This is a genomic window from Curvibacter fontanus (assembly GCF_054780335.1).
Genome location: NZ_BAAGWN010000014.1, coordinates 65209 through 85380, shown reverse-complemented (window position 1 = coordinate 85380; position 20172 = coordinate 65209). Strand labels below are relative to the sequence as shown.

At 64.5% G+C, this 20172-nt stretch carries 17 protein-coding genes; 7 read left to right on the top strand and 10 right to left on the bottom strand.

The window, feature by feature from the left end; translation table 11 throughout:
- Positions 1-114 precede the first annotated feature (114 nt).
- From ACYVH8_RS10380 to ACYVH8_RS10370, 3 genes are read right to left on the bottom strand one after another with little or no spacing between them, the layout of a single operon-like run.
- On the bottom strand, positions 115-1617 hold the full coding sequence (locus ACYVH8_RS10380; RefSeq protein WP_460488781.1) for a threonine synthase: 1503 nt from the start codon (positions 1615-1617) through the stop codon (positions 115-117).
- Positions 1614-2939 carry a homoserine dehydrogenase gene (locus ACYVH8_RS10375; protein ID WP_460488780.1) on the bottom strand — a complete coding sequence of 442 codons (1326 nt, stop codon included), beginning with the start codon at positions 2937-2939 and terminating at the stop codon, positions 1614-1616. The genes ACYVH8_RS10380 and ACYVH8_RS10375 overlap by 4 nt, the downstream gene beginning before the upstream one ends.
- 45 nt (positions 2940-2984) lie before the next feature.
- A complete protein-coding gene (locus tag ACYVH8_RS10370; protein WP_460488779.1) occupies positions 2985-4214 on the bottom strand; it encodes a pyridoxal phosphate-dependent aminotransferase in 1230 nt (409 codons plus the stop codon).
- Positions 4215-4328: 114 nt separating this feature from the next.
- On the opposite strand from ACYVH8_RS10370, the gene ACYVH8_RS10365 reads away from it, so the two are divergent.
- From ACYVH8_RS10365 to ACYVH8_RS10355, 3 genes are all read left to right on the top strand, one after another.
- Positions 4329-4703 (top strand): Mth938-like domain-containing protein, encoded by a 375-nt coding sequence (locus ACYVH8_RS10365; protein WP_460488778.1) that lies wholly within the window; start codon positions 4329-4331, stop codon positions 4701-4703.
- A gap of 128 nt (positions 4704-4831) precedes the next feature.
- Complete coding sequence (locus tag ACYVH8_RS10360) at positions 4832-5323, top strand: peroxiredoxin (RefSeq protein ID WP_460488777.1); 492 nt, start codon at positions 4832-4834, stop codon at positions 5321-5323.
- A gap of 183 nt (positions 5324-5506) precedes the next feature.
- Positions 5507-7189, top strand: a complete 1683-nt coding sequence (locus ACYVH8_RS10355; protein ID WP_460488776.1) for a PhoH family protein — start codon at positions 5507-5509, stop codon at positions 7187-7189.
- 64 nt (positions 7190-7253) lie between these two features.
- Here the strand turns inward: ACYVH8_RS10355 and dnaB are convergent, their stop codons facing one another.
- From dnaB to ppsA, 7 genes are all read right to left on the bottom strand, one after another.
- Positions 7254-8666, bottom strand: a complete 1413-nt coding sequence (gene dnaB, locus ACYVH8_RS10350; RefSeq protein ID WP_460488775.1) for a replicative DNA helicase — start codon at positions 8664-8666, stop codon at positions 7254-7256.
- A 184-nt stretch (positions 8667-8850) separates the two neighbouring features.
- The gene (rplI, locus tag ACYVH8_RS10345) at positions 8851-9303 is read right to left on the bottom strand and encodes a 50S ribosomal protein L9 (protein ID WP_460488774.1); all 453 of its coding nucleotides are present in this window, start codon (positions 9301-9303) and stop codon (positions 8851-8853) included.
- A gap of 11 nt (positions 9304-9314) precedes the next feature.
- Complete coding sequence (gene rpsR / locus ACYVH8_RS10340) at positions 9315-9596, bottom strand: 30S ribosomal protein S18 (RefSeq protein ID WP_298420805.1); 282 nt, start codon at positions 9594-9596, stop codon at positions 9315-9317.
- A gap of 12 nt (positions 9597-9608) precedes the next feature.
- Positions 9609-9908: a primosomal replication protein N gene (priB, locus tag ACYVH8_RS10335; protein ID WP_460488773.1), complete on the bottom strand. Its 300-nt coding sequence runs from the start codon at positions 9906-9908 to the stop codon at positions 9609-9611.
- Between the two features lie 12 nt (positions 9909-9920).
- Positions 9921-10286: a 30S ribosomal protein S6 gene (gene rpsF / locus ACYVH8_RS10330; protein ID WP_057675696.1), complete on the bottom strand. Its 366-nt coding sequence runs from the start codon at positions 10284-10286 to the stop codon at positions 9921-9923.
- A 67-nt stretch (positions 10287-10353) separates the two neighbouring features.
- On the bottom strand, positions 10354-12687 hold the full coding sequence (locus tag ACYVH8_RS10325) for a VC_2705 family sodium/solute symporter (protein ID WP_460488772.1): 2334 nt from the start codon (positions 12685-12687) through the stop codon (positions 10354-10356).
- A 43-nt stretch (positions 12688-12730) separates the two neighbouring features.
- On the bottom strand, positions 12731-15124 hold the full coding sequence (gene ppsA, locus ACYVH8_RS10320; RefSeq protein ID WP_460488771.1) for a phosphoenolpyruvate synthase: 2394 nt from the start codon (positions 15122-15124) through the stop codon (positions 12731-12733).
- A 214-nt stretch (positions 15125-15338) separates the two neighbouring features.
- Between ppsA and ppsR the strand changes: the two genes are divergently transcribed.
- The 4 genes from ppsR (at position 15339) to ACYVH8_RS10300 (ending at position 19982) form a co-directional block, all read left to right on the top strand.
- Positions 15339-16160: a posphoenolpyruvate synthetase regulatory kinase/phosphorylase PpsR gene (ppsR, locus tag ACYVH8_RS10315; protein ID WP_460488770.1), complete on the top strand. Its 822-nt coding sequence runs from the start codon at positions 15339-15341 to the stop codon at positions 16158-16160.
- A 281-nt stretch (positions 16161-16441) separates the two neighbouring features.
- Complete coding sequence (locus ACYVH8_RS10310) at positions 16442-18562, top strand: TonB-dependent receptor (RefSeq protein ID WP_460488769.1); 2121 nt, start codon at positions 16442-16444, stop codon at positions 18560-18562.
- Between the two features lie 10 nt (positions 18563-18572).
- Positions 18573-19289, top strand: coding sequence for a hypothetical protein (locus ACYVH8_RS10305; protein WP_460488768.1), 717 nt, complete (start codon positions 18573-18575; stop codon positions 19287-19289).
- A 3-nt stretch (positions 19290-19292) separates the two neighbouring features.
- On the top strand, positions 19293-19982 hold the full coding sequence (locus ACYVH8_RS10300; RefSeq protein WP_460488767.1) for a PepSY-associated TM helix domain-containing protein: 690 nt from the start codon (positions 19293-19295) through the stop codon (positions 19980-19982).
- The last annotated feature ends 190 nt before the right edge of the window (positions 19983-20172 follow it).

The window sequence follows — 20172 nt, the reverse complement described above, 5'->3', positions numbered from 1 at the left end:
TTCCCTTGCCTTCCCCATTCGCAGAACGCCGTGGAACCGGCTTTGCCGGGCCACTGGCGTTGCCCCTGCAAGGGGGGGGTGGCGTAGCGACACGCAGTGCGTGTCGCCTGGGGGTTAGCCACAAACCTTGACGATGTAGTCCTTGACCACCTGCACATCGGCGCCGATCACCGCCACGCGCTTGGGCAAGGCTTCAATGCCTTCGAACTTGGCCGGCCGCTGCGGCTCGCGCCCCAGCGCCTCGACGATGGTCGCCGCGAACTTGATGGGCAGCGCGGTCTCCAGCACGATCATGGGCACACCCGGCTGCAATTGCTCGCGCGCTACCTTGACGCCGTCGGCGGTGTGCGTGTCGATCATCACCCCGAAACGCTCCCAGGTGTCACGGATGGTAGCCAGGCGGTCGGCATGCGTGCTCTTGCCGCTGACAAAACCATAACGGCTGCGGGCCTGCGCGAACGCCGGATCGGCGCTCAGGTCAAACTTGCCGGCCCTGGAGAGCTGCTCGCCAAACAGGGACTTGACCCTGGCGCCGTCACGGCCCAGCAGGTCGAAGACAAAACGCTCGAAGTTCGACGCCTTGGAGATGTCCATGGACGGGCTGGAGGTCTCGTGCGTGTCGGCACTGCCGCGCACGCGGTAGACGCCGGTACGGAAGAACTCGTCGAGCACATCGTTCTCGTTGGTGGCCACCACCAGGCGTTCGATCGGCAGGCCCATCATGCGGGCCACGTGGCCGGCGCAGACGTTGCCGAAGTTGCCCGAGGGCACGGTGAAACTGACCTTGCCCGACACGGCAGGAGAATTTTCCGACGGGCCGCCCCTAGGAAAATTGGCCCCCACGGGGGGCAGCGCAGCAGACGAAGTCGCAAGCGTGGGGGCAATATTCGTCGCCTGGAAATAACCAGCGAAGTAGTAGACCACCTGAGCCACGAGACGGGCCCAGTTGATGGAATTGACCGTGCCGATCTTGTACTGGCGTTTGAAGTCCAGGTCGTTGGACACGGCTTTGACGATGTCCTGGCAGTCATCGAACACGCCCTGCACGGCCAGGTTGTGGATGTTGGCGTCCTGCAGGCTGAACATCTGCGCCTGCTGGAAGGGGCTCATGCGGCCGTGCGGGCTGGTCATGAAGACGCGCACGCCCTGCTTGCCGCGCATGGCGTACTCGGCCGCGCTGCCGGTGTCGCCGCTGGTGGCGCCCAGGATGTTGAGCTGCTCGCCGCGGCGGCCCAGCTCGTACTCGAACAGGTTACCCAGCAGCTGCATGGCCATGTCTTTGAAGGCCAGCGTGGGGCCGTTGGACAGGGCTTCGAGATGGACGCCGTTCTCCAGCTTCTTCAGCGGCACGATTTCCTTCGTGCCGAACACCGCTTCGGTGTAGGTCTTGCGGCAGAGGACGCGCAGATCGTCGGCCGGGATGTCGTCGATGTAGAGCGAGAGGATCTCGAAAGCCAGGTCGGCGTAGGGCAAGGTGCGCCACCTGGCGAGGGTGGCTTCGTCGACTTTCGGATACGACTCGGGCAGGTAGAGGCCGCCATCGGGCGCCAGGCCTTCGAGCAGGATTTCGCAGAAACGCTTGCGGTCGGCGTGGCCGCGGGTGCTGAGATATTTCATCCGGCCAGTTCTTCCTTGCGGATGCGCACGATGGGCGCCAGCACGGTGGGCAGGGCCTGCAGCTTGGTCAGAGCCTCGTTCATCGTGCCCTCGCGCGCGTCGTGCGTGAGGATGATCACATCGGTCTGGGTGGAGCCTTCGCCGCCCACCTCGTCGGCCTCGCGCTGCAGCACGGCGTCGATGCTGATGCCGGACTCTGCCAGGATGCCGGTGACCTTGGCCAGCACGCCGGCCTGGTCGGCCACACGCAGGCGCAGGTAATAACTGGTCACCACCTCGCTCATGGGCAGCACCACCAGATTGCTCATGGCATTCGGCTGGAAGGCCAGGTGCGGCACGCGGTGCAGCGGATCGGCGGTGTGCAGGCGGGCGATGTCCACCAGGTCGGCGATCACGGCGCTGGCCGTGGGCTCGGAGCCCGCGCCCTTGCCGTAATAAAGCGTGGTGCCCACGGCGTCGCCGTTGACCACCACGGCGTTCATGGCGCCTTCCACATTGGCCAGCAGGCGCTTGCCGGGCACCAGGCTGGGGTGCACACGCAGCTCGATGCCCTTGGCCGTGCGCTTGGTGATGCCCAGCAGCTTGATGCGGTAGCCCAGCTGTTCGGCGTAGCGGATGTCCTGCGCGCCCAGTTTGGTGATGCCTTCCACATGGGCCTTGTCGAACTGCACGGGAATGCCGTAGGCGATGGCAGACATGAGGGTGACCTTGTGGCCGGCGTCCACGCCTTCGATATCGAAGGTGGGATCGGCCTCGGCGTAACCCAGGCGCTGCGCCTCCTTGAGCACCACGTCGAAGTCCAGGCCCTTGTCGCGCATCTCGGACAGGATGAAGTTGGTGGTGCCGTTGATGATGCCGGCGATCCACTGGATGCGGTTGGCCGTGAGGCCCTCGCGCAGCGCCTTGATGATGGGGATGCCACCGGCCACGGCGGCTTCGAAAGCCACCATCACGCCCTTGGCGGAGGCCGCCGCGAAGATCTCGGTGCCATGGACGGCCAGCAGGGCCTTGTTGGCCGTGACCACGTGCTTGCCGGCCGCGATGGCTTCCAGCACCAGCTGCTTGGCGATGCCGTAGCCGCCGATGAGCTCGACCACGATGTCAATCTCGGGGTTGGCGATCACGGCGCGCGCGTCGTTGACGACCTTGACGCCCGGCCCCACCACGGACTGGGCCCGCGCCACGTCGAGGTCGGCCACCATGGTGATCTCGATGCCGCGGCCGGCGCGGCGCTTGATCTCTTCCTGGTTGCGCCGGAGCACCTCGTACGTGCCCGAGCCGACGGTGCCGATGCCCAGCAGGCCTACTTGTATAGCTTTCATCTTTGACTCAGTCCATGGCGCCGTACGGGCGCCTTCTTGCAAATTTCAGGCGTGCGCTTGGCGCTTGCGGTAGCTTTCGAGGAACCTGGCGACACGGCCTATGGCCTCGCGCAGATCGTCCTCGTGCGGCAGGAAGACGATGCGGAAATGCTGGTTGTCCGGGTAGTTGAAGCCCGAACCCTGCACCAGCAGCACACGTGTCTCCTCCAGCAGTTCCAGGATGAACTGCTTGTCGTCCTCGATCGGGTAGATCTTGGGATCGAGCCGGGGGAACATGTACAGGGCAGCCTGCGGCTTGACGCAGGAGACACCGGGAATGGCGGTGATCAGCTCGTAGGCGATGTCGCGCTGGCGGCGCAGGCGGCCGCCCTCGTGCACCAGGTCGTTGATGGTCTGGTAGCCGCCCAGCGCAGTCTGGATGGCGGACTGCCCCGGCACGTTGGCGCACAGGCGCATCGAGGACAGCATGTTGAGCCCCTCGATGTAGTCCCTGGCGGGCTTCTTGTCGCCCGAGACCACCAGCCAGCCGGCACGGTAACCGCAGGAACGGTAGCTCTTGGACAGGGAGTTGAAGGTCAGCGTGAGCACGTCGTCCGACAGGCTGCCCAGTGCGGTGTGCCTGACACCGTCGTACAGCACCTTGTCATAGACCTCGTCGGCCATGATGACCAGGTTGTGCTCGCGGGCAATCTCGACCAGCCCCAAGAGCAGCTCGTCGGAGTACAGCGCGCCGGTCGGGTTGTTCGGGTTGATGACCACGATGCCTTTGGTGCGCGGGGTGATCTTGCTGCGGATGTCGGCCAGATTGGGCATCCAGCCGTTGGCCTCATCGCACAGGTAGTGCACGGGCTTGCCGCCCGACAGGCTGACCGCGGCCGTCCACAGGGGGTAGTCGGGGGCCGGCAGCAGCATCTCGTCGCCGTCGTTGAGCAGGCCGTTGGTGGCCATGACGATCAGTTCGCTGGCGCCGTTGCCCAGATAGATGTCGTCCAGCGCCACGCCCTTGATGCCCTGCTCCTGGGTGTACTGCATCACCGCCTTGCGCGCGACGAAGATGCCCTTGCTGTCGGAATACGCTGCCGCATTGGGCAGGTTGCGGATCATGTCCTGGCGGATTTCCTCGGGCGAATCGAAGCCGAACACGGCCAGATTGCCGATGTTGAGCTTGATGATGCTGTGGCCCTCTTCCTCCATCTGCTTGGCGCGCTCCATGATGGGGCCGCGGATGTCGTAGCAGACGTTGGCCAGCTTGTCCGATTTGCGTATGGTTTTCAAAATCCCTCCGGGGTACGGCAGGATGGCGTGCAAGAGTCCATCCTTGTTGCGAGGCGAAACCTATAATTTGACCACAGTTCCAGCCCGGAATCTTCCAGCAGCACCCTGACCCCGATGAAACTCCAGCCCGACAAATCACCCGTCCAGACCATCCGGGGCTATGGCCCGGGCTGGATTGCGGTGGATGCTGAAAAATTCAGCACCAGCCTCGTGCTCGGTTCGCACGGCGAGCGCCAGGTCTGGGATTGCTCCCGCTACGAAGAACTCAGCTCCCGCCACTTCGCTCCGCTGGCCGAACTGCGCCCGGAGCTGGTGCTCTTCGGCAGCGGCGCACGCCTGCGCTTCCCCCGCCCCGAATGGCTGCAGGCCCTGGTGGCCCTGGGCGTGGGCCTCGAGACCATGGACACGGCCGCTGCCTGCCGAACCTACAACATCCTTGCCGGTGAGGGCCGGCATGTGGTGGCCGCACTACTGCTGGAAACTCCCTAGCCCTGCCAGGGGCCGGGGCATGGTTTTCAGGGTAAAATTGGCGGATTGAGTCGGGCCCCGAGCCCCGCTGTCACGGCAAGCATCCCGACCCTTACTCGACAGCTGCTGTCACACAAGATTTGAGTCATATGGCGATTGTTGTCAACAAACCGATCCCGGAATTCGAAGCCAACGCCACCAGTGGCATCAAGGTTTCCAACACCACCCATCTCGGACAGACACTGGTCCTGTATTTCTATCCCAAGGACAACACGCCGGGCTGCACGACGGAAGCCATGCAGTTCCGCGACAAGTACAAGGACTTCGTCAAGGCCGGCGCCATCGTCTTTGGTGTCTCGCGCGACAACATGAAGTCGCACGACGAGTTCAAGTCCAAGCTGGAACTGCCCTTCGAGCTGATCGCCGACACCGAAGAAAAGATGTGCCACATGTTCGGCGTGGTCAAGAACAAGATCATGTACGGCAAGAAGGTCAAGGGCATCGAGCGCAGCACCTTCCTGATCGGCGCCGACGGCATCCTCAAGCAGGAATGGCGCGGCCTCAAGGTTCCCGGCCACGTGGACGAAGTGCTCAAGGTCGTCAAAGCCCTGAAGAAGGCCGCTGCCGCAGCTGCCGCGTGAGCGTCCGGCCCTGCTGATGCTTTTGAGCAACAGCAGGGTTTACTTTCAGACGGCTCATGCATAATGAATTCATGCCGTTGAGGTTTGCAACCGCTCACGCCAAACAAAGCCGCCCAGGTTTACCGGGCGGCTTTTTTGTTTTCCGCACGGCATCTGTCCCACACTCCTCCTGCCCATACCCACATGCCCCTGCCCCCCGCTCCCACCAAACGCGCCGCCCTCCTCTCTCCTGAAGCCTTCGAAGCCCCGGCCCGTGGCAAACCACGCAGCGGCCGCAAAACTTCGGCGTCCTTCGACGGCCCGGAACCCGCAGACAAAACGCAAGCCCGCGATATGTTCGAACACGGTGGTGGCCTGGGGGCTGAAGCCCTGGCCCCACCCGCCGCGCCCGTGGTGAGCCTGCGCCAGCCGGCCCGCCCGGCCGCAGTGATCAACCAGCCGCAGGCCAAGGCCCGCCCCAAACGGATCACGCCCACAGGCCCGAGCAAGCTCTTCGTGCTCGACACCAATGTACTGCTGCACGACCCCATGTGCCTGTTCCGCTTCGAGGAACACGACATCTTCCTGCCCATGATCGTGCTGGAGGAACTCGACGGCCATAAAAAGGGCATGACGGAAGTGGCGCGCAACGCCCGCCAGACCAGCCGCACGCTGGATGCGCTGGCCGGTGCCCAGGGCGCCGACATCACCACCGGGCTGAAGCTCGACAGCACGGGCCACCGCGAGGCCGGTGGCAAGCTCTTCTTCCAGACCCAGCCGCTGGACTACACCCTGCCCACCAGCCTGCCCCAGGGCAAGGCCGACAACCAGATCCTGGGCGTGGTGGAGGCGCTGCGGGTGCAGTACGCGCCGCGCGAGGTGGTGCTGGTGTCCAAGGACATCAATATGCGCGTCAAGGCGCGCGCCCTGAGCCTGGCCACCGACGACTACCAGAACGACAAGACGCTGGAAGACGGCGACCTGCTCTACTCCGGCTCGCTGGCGCTGCCGCCCGACTTCTGGACCACCGAGGGCCAGAGCGTGGAGAGCTGGCAACAGGGCCCGCACACCTACTACCGCATCACCGGGCCCGTCGTGCCCAGCCTGCTGATCAACCAGTTCGTCTACTTCGAGGCGCCGGGTGAGCCCAATTTCTACGCGCGCGTCACCGAAATCCGGGGCAAAAGCGCCGTGCTCAAGACGCTCAAGGACTACACCCACCTCAAGCATGCCGTCTGGGGCATCGCCACGCGCAACCGCGAGCAGAACTTCGCCATGAACCTGCTGATGGACCCGGAGGTGGACTTCGTCACCCTGACCGGCACGGCCGGCACCGGCAAGACACTGATGGCCCTGGCCGCCGGCCTGACCCAGGTGCTGGACGAGCGTCGTTACACCGAGATCATCGTGACCCGCGCCACCGTGAGCGTGGGCGAGGACATCGGTTTCCTGCCCGGCACCGAAGAGGAGAAAATGGGCCCATGGATGGGCGCCCTGGACGACAACCTCGAGGTGCTGTCCAAGACCGACACCGGCGCCGGTGAATGGGGGCGCGCGGCCACGTCCGAGCTGATCCGCAGCCGCATCAAGATCAAGAGCATGAACTTCATGCGCGGGCGCACCTTCATGAGCAAGTACGTCATCATCGACGAGGCGCAGAACCTCACACCCAAGCAGATGAAGACCCTGATCACGCGCGCCGGCCCGGGCACCAAGATCATCTGCATGGGCAACCTGGCGCAGATCGACACGCCCTACCTGACCGAAGGCTCCTCGGGCCTGACCTTCGCGGTCGACAAATTCAAGGGCTGGCCGCACGGCGGCCACATCACGCTGGCGCGTGGCGAACGCTCGCGGCTGGCGGATTTCGCCAGTGAAGTGCTATGAAATAAGTAGCGTCGTGCACGTCAAAAAGGGGCTGAACAGCCCCTTTTTTCTTGCCCGCGCGATCTCAGAAGTCGCCGCTGCCGTAGCCGCCGGCCAGGCTCTCGAAACGCGTCAGGTTCTTGAGGAAGGCCAGCTTGACCACACCGGTCGGACCGTTACGCTGCTTGGCGATGATGATCTCGGCCACACCGGGCTCCTTGCAGGCGTCCTTGGTGTAGTACTCGTCGCGGTAGATGAACATGATGATGTCGGCGTCCTGCTCGATGGCGCCGGACTCGCGCAGATCGCTCATCATGGGGCGCTTGTCGGGGCGGGTTTCCACGCTGCGGTTGAGCTGCGAGAGCGCGATCAGCGGGCAGCCCAGCTCCTTGGCCAGCATCTTCATGCCGCGCGAGATTTCGCCGAGTTCGGTGGCGCGGTTCTCGTCGTTGCCGGATGAGCCGCTCATGAGCTGCAGGTAGTCCACCACGATCAGCCCTAGCTTCCCACCGCACTGGCGTGCCAGTCGGCGTGCGTTGGCGCGCAGCTCGCTGGCGGTCAGGCCGGCGGTCTCGTCGATGTGCAGGGAGATGGTGCGCAGCTTCTCGATGGCCTCGGTCAGGCGCGGCCACTCTTCATCCGTCAGCTTGCCGGTGCGCAGGTGGCCCTGGTCGATGCGGCCGATGGAACCCACGATACGCACCGCCAGCTGGGCCGCGCCCATTTCCATGGAGAACACCGCCACCGGCAGCTGCTCGTTGAGCGCCACGTGCTCGGCGATGTTGATGGCGAAGGCGGTTTTACCCATACTGGGCCTTGCGGCCAGCACGATCATGTCGCCCGGCTGCAGGCCGGAGGTCATGCGGTCCAGGTCGTAAAAGCCGGTGGGCACACCCGTGATGTCGTTGGGATTGTCCGCCATCTCCTGCACCCGGTCCAGCAGGTCCACCACCAGGGTGTCCATGGACTGGAAACCGCGCTTCATGCGCGAGCCTTCCTCGCCGATGTTGAAGATCTTCTGCTCGGACTCGTCCAGGATGGTGGCCACCGGCCGGCCCTGGGGGTTGAAGGCGCTGGTGGCGATCTCGTCGCTGGCGGCCACCAGCTTGCGCAGGATGGCCCGCTCGCGCACGATCTCGGCGTAACGGCGGATATTGCCGGCGCTGGGCACGTACTGGGCCAGGGCGTTCAGGTAGGCCAGCCCCCCGGTTTCCTCGGCCTTGCCCTGGCTTTGCAATTGCTCGAAAACAGTGATCACGTCAGCCGGGCGGCTGGCGTTGATCAGCGTGGCCATGGCGGCGTAGATCAGGCGGTGTTCGTAGCGGTAGAAGTCGCCATCACCCAGCAGGTCGCTGACGCGGTCCCAGGCGGCGTTGTCGAGCAAGAGGCCGCCCAGCACACTGGACTCGGCCTCGATGGAGTGCGGCGGCACGCGCAGTTGCGCGATCTGGCGATCCGGGCCGTAGCCATCGTCTACGGCGGTCAAAACAGCTGACATTCGGTGGTGTTCCTTGTGGTTTTCTATCCTACGACGCAGCGCGCCAAGCGTCGAGTGAAATGCTGTGGACAACCCTCCGAATAACTGTGGGCAGGCTGTGTACTTGCGAGGATAAGTTTTTCCGCGTCGCCATGAAAAAAGCCGCCTGGGCCAGGGCCCGGCGGCTTTCAGGGGATCAACCGGATCAGGCGGTTTCGCCGTACACCGAGACGTTGATCTCGACGACCACGTCCGTGTGCAGGGCCACGCTGACGGTGCTGTCGCCGACCATCTTGATCGGGCCGTTGGGCATGCGCACCTGGGCCTTGCTCACCTGGTAGCCGGTCTTGACCAGTTCTTCGGCGATGTCGAAGTTGGTGACGGAGCCGAACAGGCGACCGTCCACGCCGGCCTTCTGGGTCAGCTTGAGGGTGGTGCCGGCCAGCTTCTCGCCCAGTGCCTGGGATTCAGCCAGCTTGGCGGCAGCGGCCTTTTCCAGTTCGGCGCGGCGGGCTTCGAAGTCCTTCTTGGCGGCTTCGGTGGCGCGACGGGCGCGGCCCGAGGGGATCAGGAAGTTGCGGGCGTAGCCGTCCTTGACCTTGACGATTTCGCCGAGGTTGCCGAGGTTCACGACCTTGTCGAGCAGAATGATTTGCATGGTTCTACTCCTTAGATCTTGTGCTGGTCGCTGTAGGGCAGCAGCGCGAGGAAACGCGCGCGCTTGATGGCGGTGTTGAGCTGGCGCTGGTAGATCGCGCGGGTGCCGGTCAGGCGAGCCGGGATGATCTTGCCGTTTTCGGCGACGAAATCACGCAGCGTGTCGATGTCCTTGTAGTCGATTTCCTCGACGCCAGCGACGGTGAAGCGGCAGAAGCGCTTACGCTTGAACAGCAGCGACTGGGTGTTGCGCTTGGGACGCTTGTCTTTGTTGAACTTCTTGAACGTGGCCATGGGGCCTCCTGTTTAATCTTGACTGAAATCTTGGATGTGGAACACCAGGTTCTTGCCGTTACGGGGAGTGGCGACGAAGCCTTGGAACCTCCAGCTGCTGCCGACCGCCTGCTTCGCAAGCCGCTCGGCCAGGGCGCCAAAGGCAACCGCCTTGGCGCTGGCTTTCACCTGCCGTTCCTGTCCTGCTTCCTGGCGCATCGACTCGTGTTCGAGCCTCAGGTCCAAGGCCGGCACGCCGGCCGGGGTGTATCGCATGGCACTCAACTCTGCGATCGAAGCATTCAGGTCCAGCTGGTTGGCGCCGGGGTTCACTCCTTTTAACGATCAGGCCTGGAATTCAGCCTGCTGGGCCTTGCGGGCGTCTTCACGCTCGACGGTCTTCATCATGGAAGACGGGCCGGTGTCGGCCTTCTTCTTCAGAACCGTCAGGTGACGCAGCACGGCGTCGTTGAACTTGAAGGCGTGCTCCAGTTCAGCCATCACGGCCTGGTCGGCCTCGATGTTCAGACACAGGTAATGGGCCTTGGCCAGCTTGTTGATCATGTAGACCATCTGACGACGGCCCCAGTCTTCAACGCGGTGGATCTTGCCACCGCCGGTGGTGATCATGCCCTTGTAGCGCTCGAGCATGGCGGGAACCTGCTCGCTCTGATCCGGATGGATCATGAGGATGATTTCGTAATGACGCATTGATGCTCCTTGTGGATGGAAGCCGCCCCCGGCGTCGACTGGGGTGCAGCAAGGTGGGAACCGAGCATTATAGCTGATTTGCCCCCGATTCAGTGAGCGGCCGGCCGGAGGGCGCCAGCAGGCTGAGCAGCACGGTCACCACCACGCCTGTCGCAATGCCAAAGACACCGGCGGAGATCGGCTGAATGCCGAACCACAGGCTGTTGCCGGCCAGCCCCAGCGCCGCCTGGACAGGTGGGGAATTGATCAGCATGTAGTAGCCGGTGACCCCCACCCCGGACAGCATGCCCGCCACGGCTGCCAGGCGGGAAGTCCGGCGCCAGAAGATGCCCAGCACCATGACCGGCACAAAGGCGCTGCCCGCCAGCGAAAAGGAGGCCGACACCAGAAAAAGGATATCGCCCGGCTTGAGCGCGGCGACATAGGCCGCCACCAGCGCCACGACCAGCAGGGTGAACTTGGACATGATCACGCGCCGCATCTCGCTCGCCTGGGCATCCTTGCCCATCTTGCGGTACAGATCGTGAGAGAGGGCATTGCCTATGGTCAGCAGCAGTCCGTCGGCCGTGGACAGGGCGGCCGCCAGGCCGCCGGCCGCGACCAGACCAGAAATCACATAAGGCAGGCCACCGATCTCCGGCGTCGCCAGCATCACGATGTCCGCCCCCAGCTTGAGTTCGGAGAATTGCAGCCGGTTGTCGTGATTGACGTCGCTGATCGACAGCAGGGAGCTGTCGACCCGGGCCCACTGGACGATCCAGGTCGGCAAGGCATCGAAGTTCTGCCCCACCAGATGGCTCATGACCTCGAACTTGACCAGCACGGCCAGGGCCGGCGCCGCCACGTACAGCAGCGAAATGAAGAACAGGGACCAGCCCACCGAACTGCGGGTCTCGGCCACCGAAGGCGTGGTGTAGTAGCGGGTCAGCAGATGCGGCATGCCGGCCGTTCCCACCATGAGACAGAACATCAGCGCCAGGAAATTGAGGCGTGAGCTGTCAAAGGCCGCACGCTCCTGGGCCGTCCCCTCGGGATCACCGGCAAAGGGTCGCGCATGCGGCGGCATGCCCGCCAGCGGCTTGGCCCGGCTCAGGTTCTCCTGCATGGCGCGTGTCCACAATTCACGCGCGGCGTTGGCATCCTTGGGCAACTGGGCCTGCTCGCGCCGCAGCGCCACCATCGAATCGTAGTCGGCGCGCGACTCGCTCAGCAGACGCTGCTTCTCCTTGAGCTGGGCCCGTTCGGCCTGCAAGGCCTCGTCCACATTGCGCAACTTTCGCTCGTAATCACGCGCCCGGCGCAGGTACTCCTGGATGACCTCCTGCTCGGCCGGCGATTCGATCAGCTTTTGCTCCATGGCGGCAATCTTCGCCAGCTGCTGCTGGTAGACCAGTGGCGCCAGGGGATTGCCCAACTGCTTGTAGGCCAGCCAGGACACCGGGATCAGGAAGGCCAGGATCAGGACCACGTACTGGGTGACCTGGGTCCAGGTCACGGCCCGCATGCCCCCCAGAAAGGAACACACGAGCACCCCGCCCAGTCCCAGCATGATGCCGATCTCGAAGTGCACCCCGGTCAGGCGCGACGTGATCAGACCCACCCCGTAGATCTGCGCCACGACATAGGTGAAGGAGCACAGCACAGCGGCCAGCGCGGCGATCCTGCGCGGCCAGGCCCCACCGAAACGTTGCTCGAAGAAATCCGGAATCGTGTAAAGCCCCCGTTCCCGCAAATGGGGGGCGACCAGCAGGGCCACCAGGCAGAAGCCGCCCGTCCAGCCCAGCACATAGGCCAGACCGCCGGATTGCGATTCGGTGCCCGAGAAGCCCTGCAGGTAGAGCCCGCCGGCCAGGCTGATGAAAGAGGCTGCGCTCATCCAGTCGGCCGCCGTTGCCATGCCGTTGTAGACCGCTGGAATCCGGCGCCCGGCGACATAGTATTCAGAGGCCACGGTGGTGCGGCTGTAGATGCCGATCGCGGCATACAGCGCCACCGTCACGAACAGAAAGACCGCGCCGATCCAGTTTCGCGACAATCCCCAGAACTCCGCCAGGGAGAGCAGGCCCAGGAAAAGCAGCAGGCCCAGCACGTAGATCGCGAACAGGCGGTGCAGGCGCTTTTTGTAGGCGGCGTAGGCCTGCGCGTCCATGGACGCCACGCCTTGGGGGTCACGGCGGTTCGTCACCCGGGCAAAAACAGCGGTGATCACGACAAAGACCATCACCGCGCCCTGGGCCGCAAACCAGTAGCTCAGAGGCCAGCCGAACACGACCTGCTGCAGGTCGCGCGCAAAAAAGAGGAGGCCGAAGGAGGTCAGGAACCAGAGCAGCAACAGCGCGCTGCGCAGGGACGGCCATCCTGACCGCCCTGTTCCCACCCCGTCCGGCGCCCGGTTCAGCATGGCGCCGTCATCAGTTCGTTGATGCCAGCCGCCATGCCGAATCTCACTTGCTGGCCAGTTTCTGCCAGGTCTCGACCACCGAGTCCGGGTTCAGCGAAAGCGAGGTGATGCCCTGCTCCACCAGCCATTTGGCGAAGTCCGGGTGGTCGCTGGGGCCCTGGCCGCAGATGCCGACGTACTTGTTCTGCTTGCGGCAGGCCGCGATGGCGCGCGCCACCATGGCTTCCACGGCAGGGTCGCGCTCGTCGAAGTCGGCCGCCAGCAGCTCCATGCCGGAATCGCGGTCCAGGCCCAGGGTGAGCTGGGTCAGGTCGTTGGAGCCGATCGAGAAGCCGTCGAAGTACTCGAGGAACTCGTCGGCCAGGATGGCGTTGCTCGGCACCTCGCACATCATGATGATCTTCAGTCCGTTCTCGCCGCGCTTGAGGCCATGCTTGCCCAGCAGGTCGATGACCTTCCTGGCCTGGCCCAGGGTTCGCACAAAGGGCACCATGAGCTCGACGTTGGTCAAACCCATCTCCTCGCGCACACGCTTCATGGCTTCGCACTCCATGGCGAAGGCCCCGGCAAAGTCGACGCTCAGGTAGCGCGCGGCGCCGCGGAAACCCAGCATGGGGTTCTCTTCCTCGGGCTCGTAGCGGCTGCCGCCGATGAGCTTGCGGTACTCGTTGCTCTTGAAGTCCGACAGGCGAACGATGACCGGCTTGGGCCAGAAGGCTGCGGCAATGGTGGCCACACCCTCGGCCACCTTGTCCACGTAGAAGGCACGCGGCGAGGCGTGGCCGCGGGCCACGGACTCGACCGCCTTCTTCAGGTCGGCGTCGATGTTCGGGTACTCCAGGATGGCCTTGGGGTGCACGCCGATGTTGTTGTTGATGATGAACTCCAGGCGCGCCAGGCCCACACCTTCATTCGGCAGCTGGGCGAAGTCGAAGGCCAGCTGCGGGTTGCCGATGTTCATCGTGATCTTGACGTCGATCTCGGGCATGGCGCCGCGCTGGACTTCGGTCACCTCCATCTCGAGCAGGCCGTCGTAGATGTGACCGGTGTCGCCTTCGGCGCAGCTCACCGTCACCAGCGTGCCGTCCTTGAGCTTCTCGGTGGCATCACCGCAACCGACCACGGCCGGGATGCCCAGTTCGCGCGCGATGATGGCCGCGTGGCAGGTGCGGCCGCCGCGGTTGGTGACGATGGCGCTGGCGCGCTTCATCACGGGTTCCCAGTTCGGGTCGGTCATGTCGGTGACCAGCACATCACCGGGCTGCACCTTGTCCATCTCGCTGATGTTGTGCACCAGGCGCACCGGGCCGGTGCCGATCTTCTGGCCGATGGCACGGCCTTCGGCCAGCACGGCGCTCTGGCCCTTGAGCTTGTAGCGCATCTCGGCGGTGCCGGCGGCCTGGCTCTTCACGGTCTCGGGGCGGGCCTGCAGGATGTAGAGCAGGCCGTCGGTGCCGTCCTTGCCCCACTCGATGTCCATGGGGCGGCCGTAGTGCTGCTCGATCACCAAGGCATATTTGGCCAGCTGCTCGACGTCGGCGTCGCTCAGCGAATAACGGTTGCGCTGCTCGGTCGGCACATCGATGGTCTTGACCAGCTTGCCACCGGCCTTCTTTTCCTCGGGGGTGGAGAAGATCATCTGGATCAGCTTGGAGCCCAGGTTACGGCGCACCACGGCGCGCTTGCCGGCCTTGAGCATGGGCTTGTGCACGTAGAACTCGTCGGGGTTCACCGCGCCCTGCACCACTGTCTCGCCCAGGCCGTAGCTGGAGGTGATGAAGACCACGTCCTCGAAGCCGGACTCGGTGTCGATGGTGAACATCACGCCGGCCGCGCCCAGGTCCGAGCGCACCATGCGCTGCACGCCGGCCGACAGGGCCACATCGGCGTGGGCGAAGCCCTTGTGCACGCGGTAGCTGATGGCGCGGTCGTTGTAGAGGGAGGCGAAGACCTCCTTCATCTTGTGCAGCACCTCGTCGGCGCCCACCACGTTCAGGAAGGTTTCCTGCTGGCCGGCGAACGATGCGTCGGGCAGGTCTTCGGCGGTGGCGGAGGAGCGCACGGCAAAGGAGGCCTGGGGATTGCCGGCGGACAGCTTGGCGTAGTCTTCGCGGATGGCCTTTTCCAGGTCGGCCGGAAAGGGCTGAGCCTCGACCATGGCGCGGATCTCGGCACCCACCGTGGCCAGGGCGCGCACGTCCTCGGTGTCCAGGACGTCGAGCTTGGCGTTGATACGGTCGGCCAGGCCGCCGTGCTTCAGGAACTCGCGGAAGGCGTGGGCCGTGGTCGCGAAGCCCGTGGGCACGCGCACGCCCTGGGGCAGCTGCGAGATCATTTCGCCGAGGCTGGCGTTCTTGCCGCCTACCGCCTCGACGTCGGTCATCCTCAGGTTTTCAAACGGTACGACCAGGGCGGTCGGGCTGAAAAGTGCAGACATGGGAGAGCTCCAGAGTTTAAAAACCGGGGTGCACAAGCCGGCGCGATGCCGCTTGCGCCCATGCCGACGGCCAGCCTTTGCTCTTTTTCTGGTGGGGCGGTGCGGGGCATGGAAGAATCTATGGGTGAATCCGCAATTTTATTCCCCCCCAGCGGAAACCATGCTGTTTTTGCATGTAACTCGATAACAATTTCCTGGCGCGAGCCCGTCCACCATGCCCAACCGCACCGTTTTCTTCATATCCGATGGCACCGGCATCACGGCCGAGACCTTCGGCAACGCCATCCTGGCCCAGTTCGAAGTCCAGTTCCGCCATGTGCGCCTGCCTTTCATCGACACCATGGACAAGGCACATCAGGCGGTGCGCCAGATCAACCACACGGCCGAGGTGGAGGGTAAAAAGCCCATCGTGTTCACCACCCTGGCCAACGAGGAGGTGCACCAGATCATCAACGAGGGCTGCCAGGGCATGATGCTGGACATGTTCGGCACCTTCGTGAACCCGCTGGAGGACGAACTGGGCATCAAGTCCAATCACCGCATCGGCCGTTTCAGCGACGTGAGCAAGAGCCAGGCCTACCATGACCGCATCGAGGCCATCAATTTTTCGCTGGCGCACGATGACGGCCAGTCCAACAAGGATCTGGAAAGTTCGGATGTGATCCTGGTGGGCGTGAGCCGCAGCGGCAAGACACCCACCTCGCTCTACCTGGCCATGCAGTACGGCCTGAAGGCGTCCAACTACCCACTCATCCCCGAAGACTTCGAGCGCCAGCACCTGCCGCCGGCCCTGGCACCCCACAAGGCCAAGATCTTCGGCCTGACCATCAACCCGGATCGCCTGAGCGAAATACGCAACGAACGGCGCCCCAACTCGAAATACGCTTCACTGGAGAACTGCCGCATGGAAGTGGCAGCGGCCGAGTCCATGATGCGGCGCGCCGGCATCCGTTGGCTCTCGACGACGACCAAATCGATCGAGGAGATCGCCACCACCATCCTGCAGGAGATCCGGCCCGAGCGGCTGAGTTACTGAAGTCCTCACGGCATCGCCGCCCTCTCTCCGGTCGGGCTCGTCCCGGGCCCAACGTGGCCCGGACCTCGATAGCCCGCCTCTCCTATACAGAACAGAACCCCTCTCCGACCCAATCGGACCGGAGAGGGTCAGCATCTATTTTAATATTAATGATAATAATAATGATTACTATTATGATAAAGTAATGCCTGATTTCCTCCTCCTTCAGCCAGCCAAATTCTGGGCGCCCCGCTTGCGACCGACTTAAGCCAGCCACCGTTTTCAAACTTTCAGGTGACACCATGGCCATGAACAAGAGCCGGCTCGCGCTGCTGATCGCGCTGGGCCTTCAGCAATCCTTCCACTCCGCGCAGGCGCAAAGCGAAACCCCTGCCGCCTCGGTCGGCAGCCTGGGCGAAATCCGGATCAGCGACAGCCGCGAATCGGCGCCCACGTACAACCCCCTGACCGCTGTCAGCGCCACCAAAATCGAAGCCCCCCTGCGCGACATCCCGCAGACTGTGAACGTGGTGCCCCAGGCCATCCTGCGCGACCAGGCCGCCCACTCCATGCAGGACGTGCTCAAGAGCGTTCCGGGCGTCGGTCTGTCCACAGGCGACGGTCAGCGCGACCAGGTCACGATTCGCGGCTTCACCGCCATCGCCGACCAGTTCGTCGACGGCCTGCGCGACGACGCGCTGTACTTCCGCGACCTCTCCAACATCGAGCAGGTCGAAGTCATCAAGGGCCCTGCCTCGGTGCTCTACGGCCGGGGTTCCTCGGGCGGGCTGATCAACCGCATCACCAAGAAGCCCGGCATCGACAAGAGCGAGGTCGGCCTGCAGATCGGCAGCTGGAACCAGGTGCGCGGCGAATTCGACCTGGCCCGCAAGGACGATGACAGCGGGATGGCGTTCCGCATCACGGGCGCGGCCGAAAACGCCGACAGCTACCGCAGCCAGCAGTTCCTCAAGCGCCAGGCCGTGGCGCCTTCGCTCCTGCTCAAGCTCAGCCCCGACACACGCCTGCTGATCCAGGCCGAGACGCTGTCGGACCGCCGAGTGACCGACTTCGGCATCCCCGCCTACCAGGGCGCACCGGTCAACGTGCCCGCCGGCACCTATTACGGCGCGGCCAACGCGCGCGACGTCGACTACTCGCAGTCCACCGTCACCTCCACGGGCTTCACGCTCGACCACCGCATCGACGGCGCATGGTCCGCGCGCAACGCCTTCCGGCAGTACACCTACTCGCTCGACCGCAACAACACTCTGGTGGGCTCGGTCAACGAGGCGGCGCAAACGGTCTCGCTGAACCGCAGCAACGTGCGCCGGCAGGAAAACGGTTTCTTCAACCAGACCGAACTGACCCAGAAGACCGCGCTGGCGGGCATGTCGCATCAGTTGCTCTACGGAGTGGAGATCGGTCGGCAGAACAAGGACCAGGTGTTCCGCACCCAGACCAACGTCGCCACCGTCTCGCTGTTCAATCCCGTGCTGCCCGTCCTGCCCCTCAACGTCACGGCCGCCCCCTCGACCGACAACCTTGGAATCCTCACGGTCGCCAGCGCCTACACGCAGGACATGATCACCCTGTCAGACCGTTGGAGGGCACTGGCCGGCATACGCTACGACATCTTCGAACAGTCGACCGAAGAACGGCGCGCGGGCCAGCCCAACCTCAGCCGCACTGACCGCGCCTGGAGCCCGCGCGCCGGCCTGGTCTACCAGCCCACGCTGAACACCTCCTACTACGTCTCGGTCAGCCGTTCCTTCCAGCCCTCGGCCGAAGCCTTCCCGCTGGCCGCCAACAACGCGGCCATGGAGCCGGAGCAGACCACCATCCGTGAAGTCGGCTCCAAGATCGGCTTCTTCGAAGGCGCGGCCAACGCCGGCATAGCGGTCTTCCAGATCGAGCGGACCAATATCAAGACCACCGATCCGGCCACCAACCAGCTCGTGCCGATCGGCGTGCAAGCCACCAACGGCCTGGAACTGACCTTCAGCGGCGATCTGCCGAAGGGCTGGCAGGTCTGGTCCGGCTACGCCTACCTGGACTCGCGCATGACGTCCTCGGCCGCGGTCGATTCGGGCCAGCCCGTGGAGGGCAAGCGCGCCACGCTCACGCCCATGCACAGCGCCAATCTGTGGCTGACCAAGACCCTGGGCGGCGGCTTCGGTGCCGGCGGCGGCGTGAACGCAGTCGGAAACCGCTACGCCAACGCGGGCAACACCATCACCCTGCCGGGCTACACCACGGCAGACCTCATGGCCTACTATCGGGTCAAGCGATTCGACGTGCAGTTGAACCTGACCAATCTGTTCGACCGCGCCTACATCATCGCCGGCCATGGCAGCAACGGCAACCTGAACCTGCCCGGCGCGCCGCGCGCATGGCAGCTGACCACCCGCTATTCCTTCTGAGGAGACCCGCATGCCTTCGCGCCTGCTGTCGCGCCTCGTCGCATCCGGTCTTCTGCTCGCAGCCGGCATCGCGCAGGCCCATTACCTCTGGATCGAGCCCGCCGAGGACGGCGCGCGGCTCTTCTACGGCGAGGCCGAGGCCGCGCTGAAGGAAGGCAGCCCCGGCCGGCTCGACAGCATCCAGGGCGTGCGGGCTTTTGCGATGTCTGCCAGCGACGCGGCCACCCGCGCCGTCGCGCTGCGCCGCACACCCGGACACCTCGCGCTGGCCGCGCCGGTCCAGGCCGCGAGCCTGCTGGTCCAGGAAGAATCACTGCCCGTGCGCGACCTCGCCGCCAACGGCCTGGGGCAGGTCAAGATCAACTACTACGCGCGCCATGGCGCGCCCGCCACCGGAGCGTCCCAGCTGACGCTGGATGTGCAGGGCCAAACACCCGACACATGGACCGTGGTCTACCGCGGCCGGCCCCTGGCGCACGCCAAACTCGAGGTGATCGCGCCCAACACCTGGGTGCAGGAACACCAGACCGACGCCCGGGGACGCGTGCGCATCAACACTCCCTGGCGCGGCCTGTACGTGCTGCATGTGCTGCACGTCGACAAGACCCCGGGCGAATTCGCGGGCCAACGCTACGACAATCTGCGCCAGCACTACACCTACAGCTTCGTCCGGACGGCTGGCCCCGATGCGGGTCCGGCCATTCCTGCGCAGCAAAAAAAGGACTGAGCGATGTACACCGACGCATCATCGCGCACCGAGACCGATACGCCGGCGGCGGCGGCACCGCAGCGGCGCAGCCGACGCGCCATCGCCCTGACCTGGCTGCGCAAAACCCACCTCTACCTCGGGCTGTGGGGCGCGCTGCTGGGCTTGTTCTTCGGTGCCACCGGCTTTCTGATGAACCACCGCGCCATTCTGGCGATTCCGGTGCAAAAATCCGTGTTGACGAGCGTACAACTCACGCTGCCCACGCAGCGCCCCGGCTCTGCGCAGGAACTGGCGGCCTGGCTGCAGCAGGAACTGCGCTTCCAGCCCGCGCAGATCACCCAGGTCAAATCCCAGCCGACCCGCACGGTAGTCTGGGGCGATCGCGAACTCTCCCAGCCCGAGCGCTGGAACGTGAGCCTGCACAGTCCGCAGCGCGGCGTCAACGCCGAATACTTCGTCGGCAACAGCTTTGTGCGCCTGGATCACATCGACGCCACCTTCATCGGCACGCTGACCCGCCTGCACATGTCAGTGGGCGTTAACACCTTCTGGGTGCTGCTGACCGACACCATAGCGGGCGCCTTGATCCTGCTCTCGATCACCGGCCTGCTGCTCTGGACCCAGTTGCACACGGTGCGCACGCTGGCCATCTTCACCAGCCTGGGCGCGCTGATGATCGGGCTGTTGACCGCCCTGTCCTCGTTGGTATGAGCCTTGCGTCCGAGTCCAGACAAAGCGCCCACTCAGAAAAAAACCGTTCTCATCCAATGTACTGACGTCGTTTTTCCACTGTACGCCGACGCGCGTCCGGCCCCATCCGCAACAGCAAGCCACGCCGCTGAATCCCACGGGCTCACGACGGTTGTAGCCGGCCATCGTCATTTCAAATCCAGGCACTACA

What these genes read in the sequence shown, in the direction of transcription:
- ACYVH8_RS10300 (WP_460488767.1), top strand. Translation starts at nt 19,293, where the DNA reads ATGTACACCGACGCATCATCGCGCACCGAGACCGATACGCCGGCGGCG.
- ppsR (WP_460488770.1), top strand. Translation starts at nt 15,339, where the DNA reads ATGCCCAACCGCACCGTTTTCTTCATATCCGATGGCACCGGCATCACG.
- rpsF (WP_057675696.1), bottom strand. Translation starts at nt 10,286, where the DNA reads ATGCGTCATTACGAAATCATCCTCATGATCCATCCGGATCAGAGCGAG.
- ACYVH8_RS10360 (WP_460488777.1), top strand. Translation starts at nt 4,832, where the DNA reads ATGGCGATTGTTGTCAACAAACCGATCCCGGAATTCGAAGCCAACGCC.
- ACYVH8_RS10365 (WP_460488778.1), top strand. Translation starts at nt 4,329, where the DNA reads ATGAAACTCCAGCCCGACAAATCACCCGTCCAGACCATCCGGGGCTAT.
- rplI (WP_460488774.1), bottom strand. Translation starts at nt 9,303, where the DNA reads ATGCAAATCATTCTGCTCGACAAGGTCGTGAACCTCGGCAACCTCGGC.
- rpsR (WP_298420805.1), bottom strand. Translation starts at nt 9,596, where the DNA reads ATGGCCACGTTCAAGAAGTTCAACAAAGACAAGCGTCCCAAGCGCAAC.
- ACYVH8_RS10355 (WP_460488776.1), top strand. Translation starts at nt 5,507, where the DNA reads ATGCCCCTGCCCCCCGCTCCCACCAAACGCGCCGCCCTCCTCTCTCCT.
- ppsA (WP_460488771.1), bottom strand. Translation starts at nt 15,124, where the DNA reads ATGTCTGCACTTTTCAGCCCGACCGCCCTGGTCGTACCGTTTGAAAAC.
- ACYVH8_RS10310 (WP_460488769.1), top strand. Translation starts at nt 16,442, where the DNA reads ATGGCCATGAACAAGAGCCGGCTCGCGCTGCTGATCGCGCTGGGCCTT.
- ACYVH8_RS10325 (WP_460488772.1), bottom strand. Translation starts at nt 12,687, where the DNA reads ATGCTGAACCGGGCGCCGGACGGGGTGGGAACAGGGCGGTCAGGATGG.
- ACYVH8_RS10305 (WP_460488768.1), top strand. Translation starts at nt 18,573, where the DNA reads ATGCCTTCGCGCCTGCTGTCGCGCCTCGTCGCATCCGGTCTTCTGCTC.
- ACYVH8_RS10375 (WP_460488780.1), bottom strand. Translation starts at nt 2,939, where the DNA reads ATGAAAGCTATACAAGTAGGCCTGCTGGGCATCGGCACCGTCGGCTCG.
- ACYVH8_RS10380 (WP_460488781.1), bottom strand. Translation starts at nt 1,617, where the DNA reads ATGAAATATCTCAGCACCCGCGGCCACGCCGACCGCAAGCGTTTCTGC.
- dnaB (WP_460488775.1), bottom strand. Translation starts at nt 8,666, where the DNA reads ATGTCAGCTGTTTTGACCGCCGTAGACGATGGCTACGGCCCGGATCGC.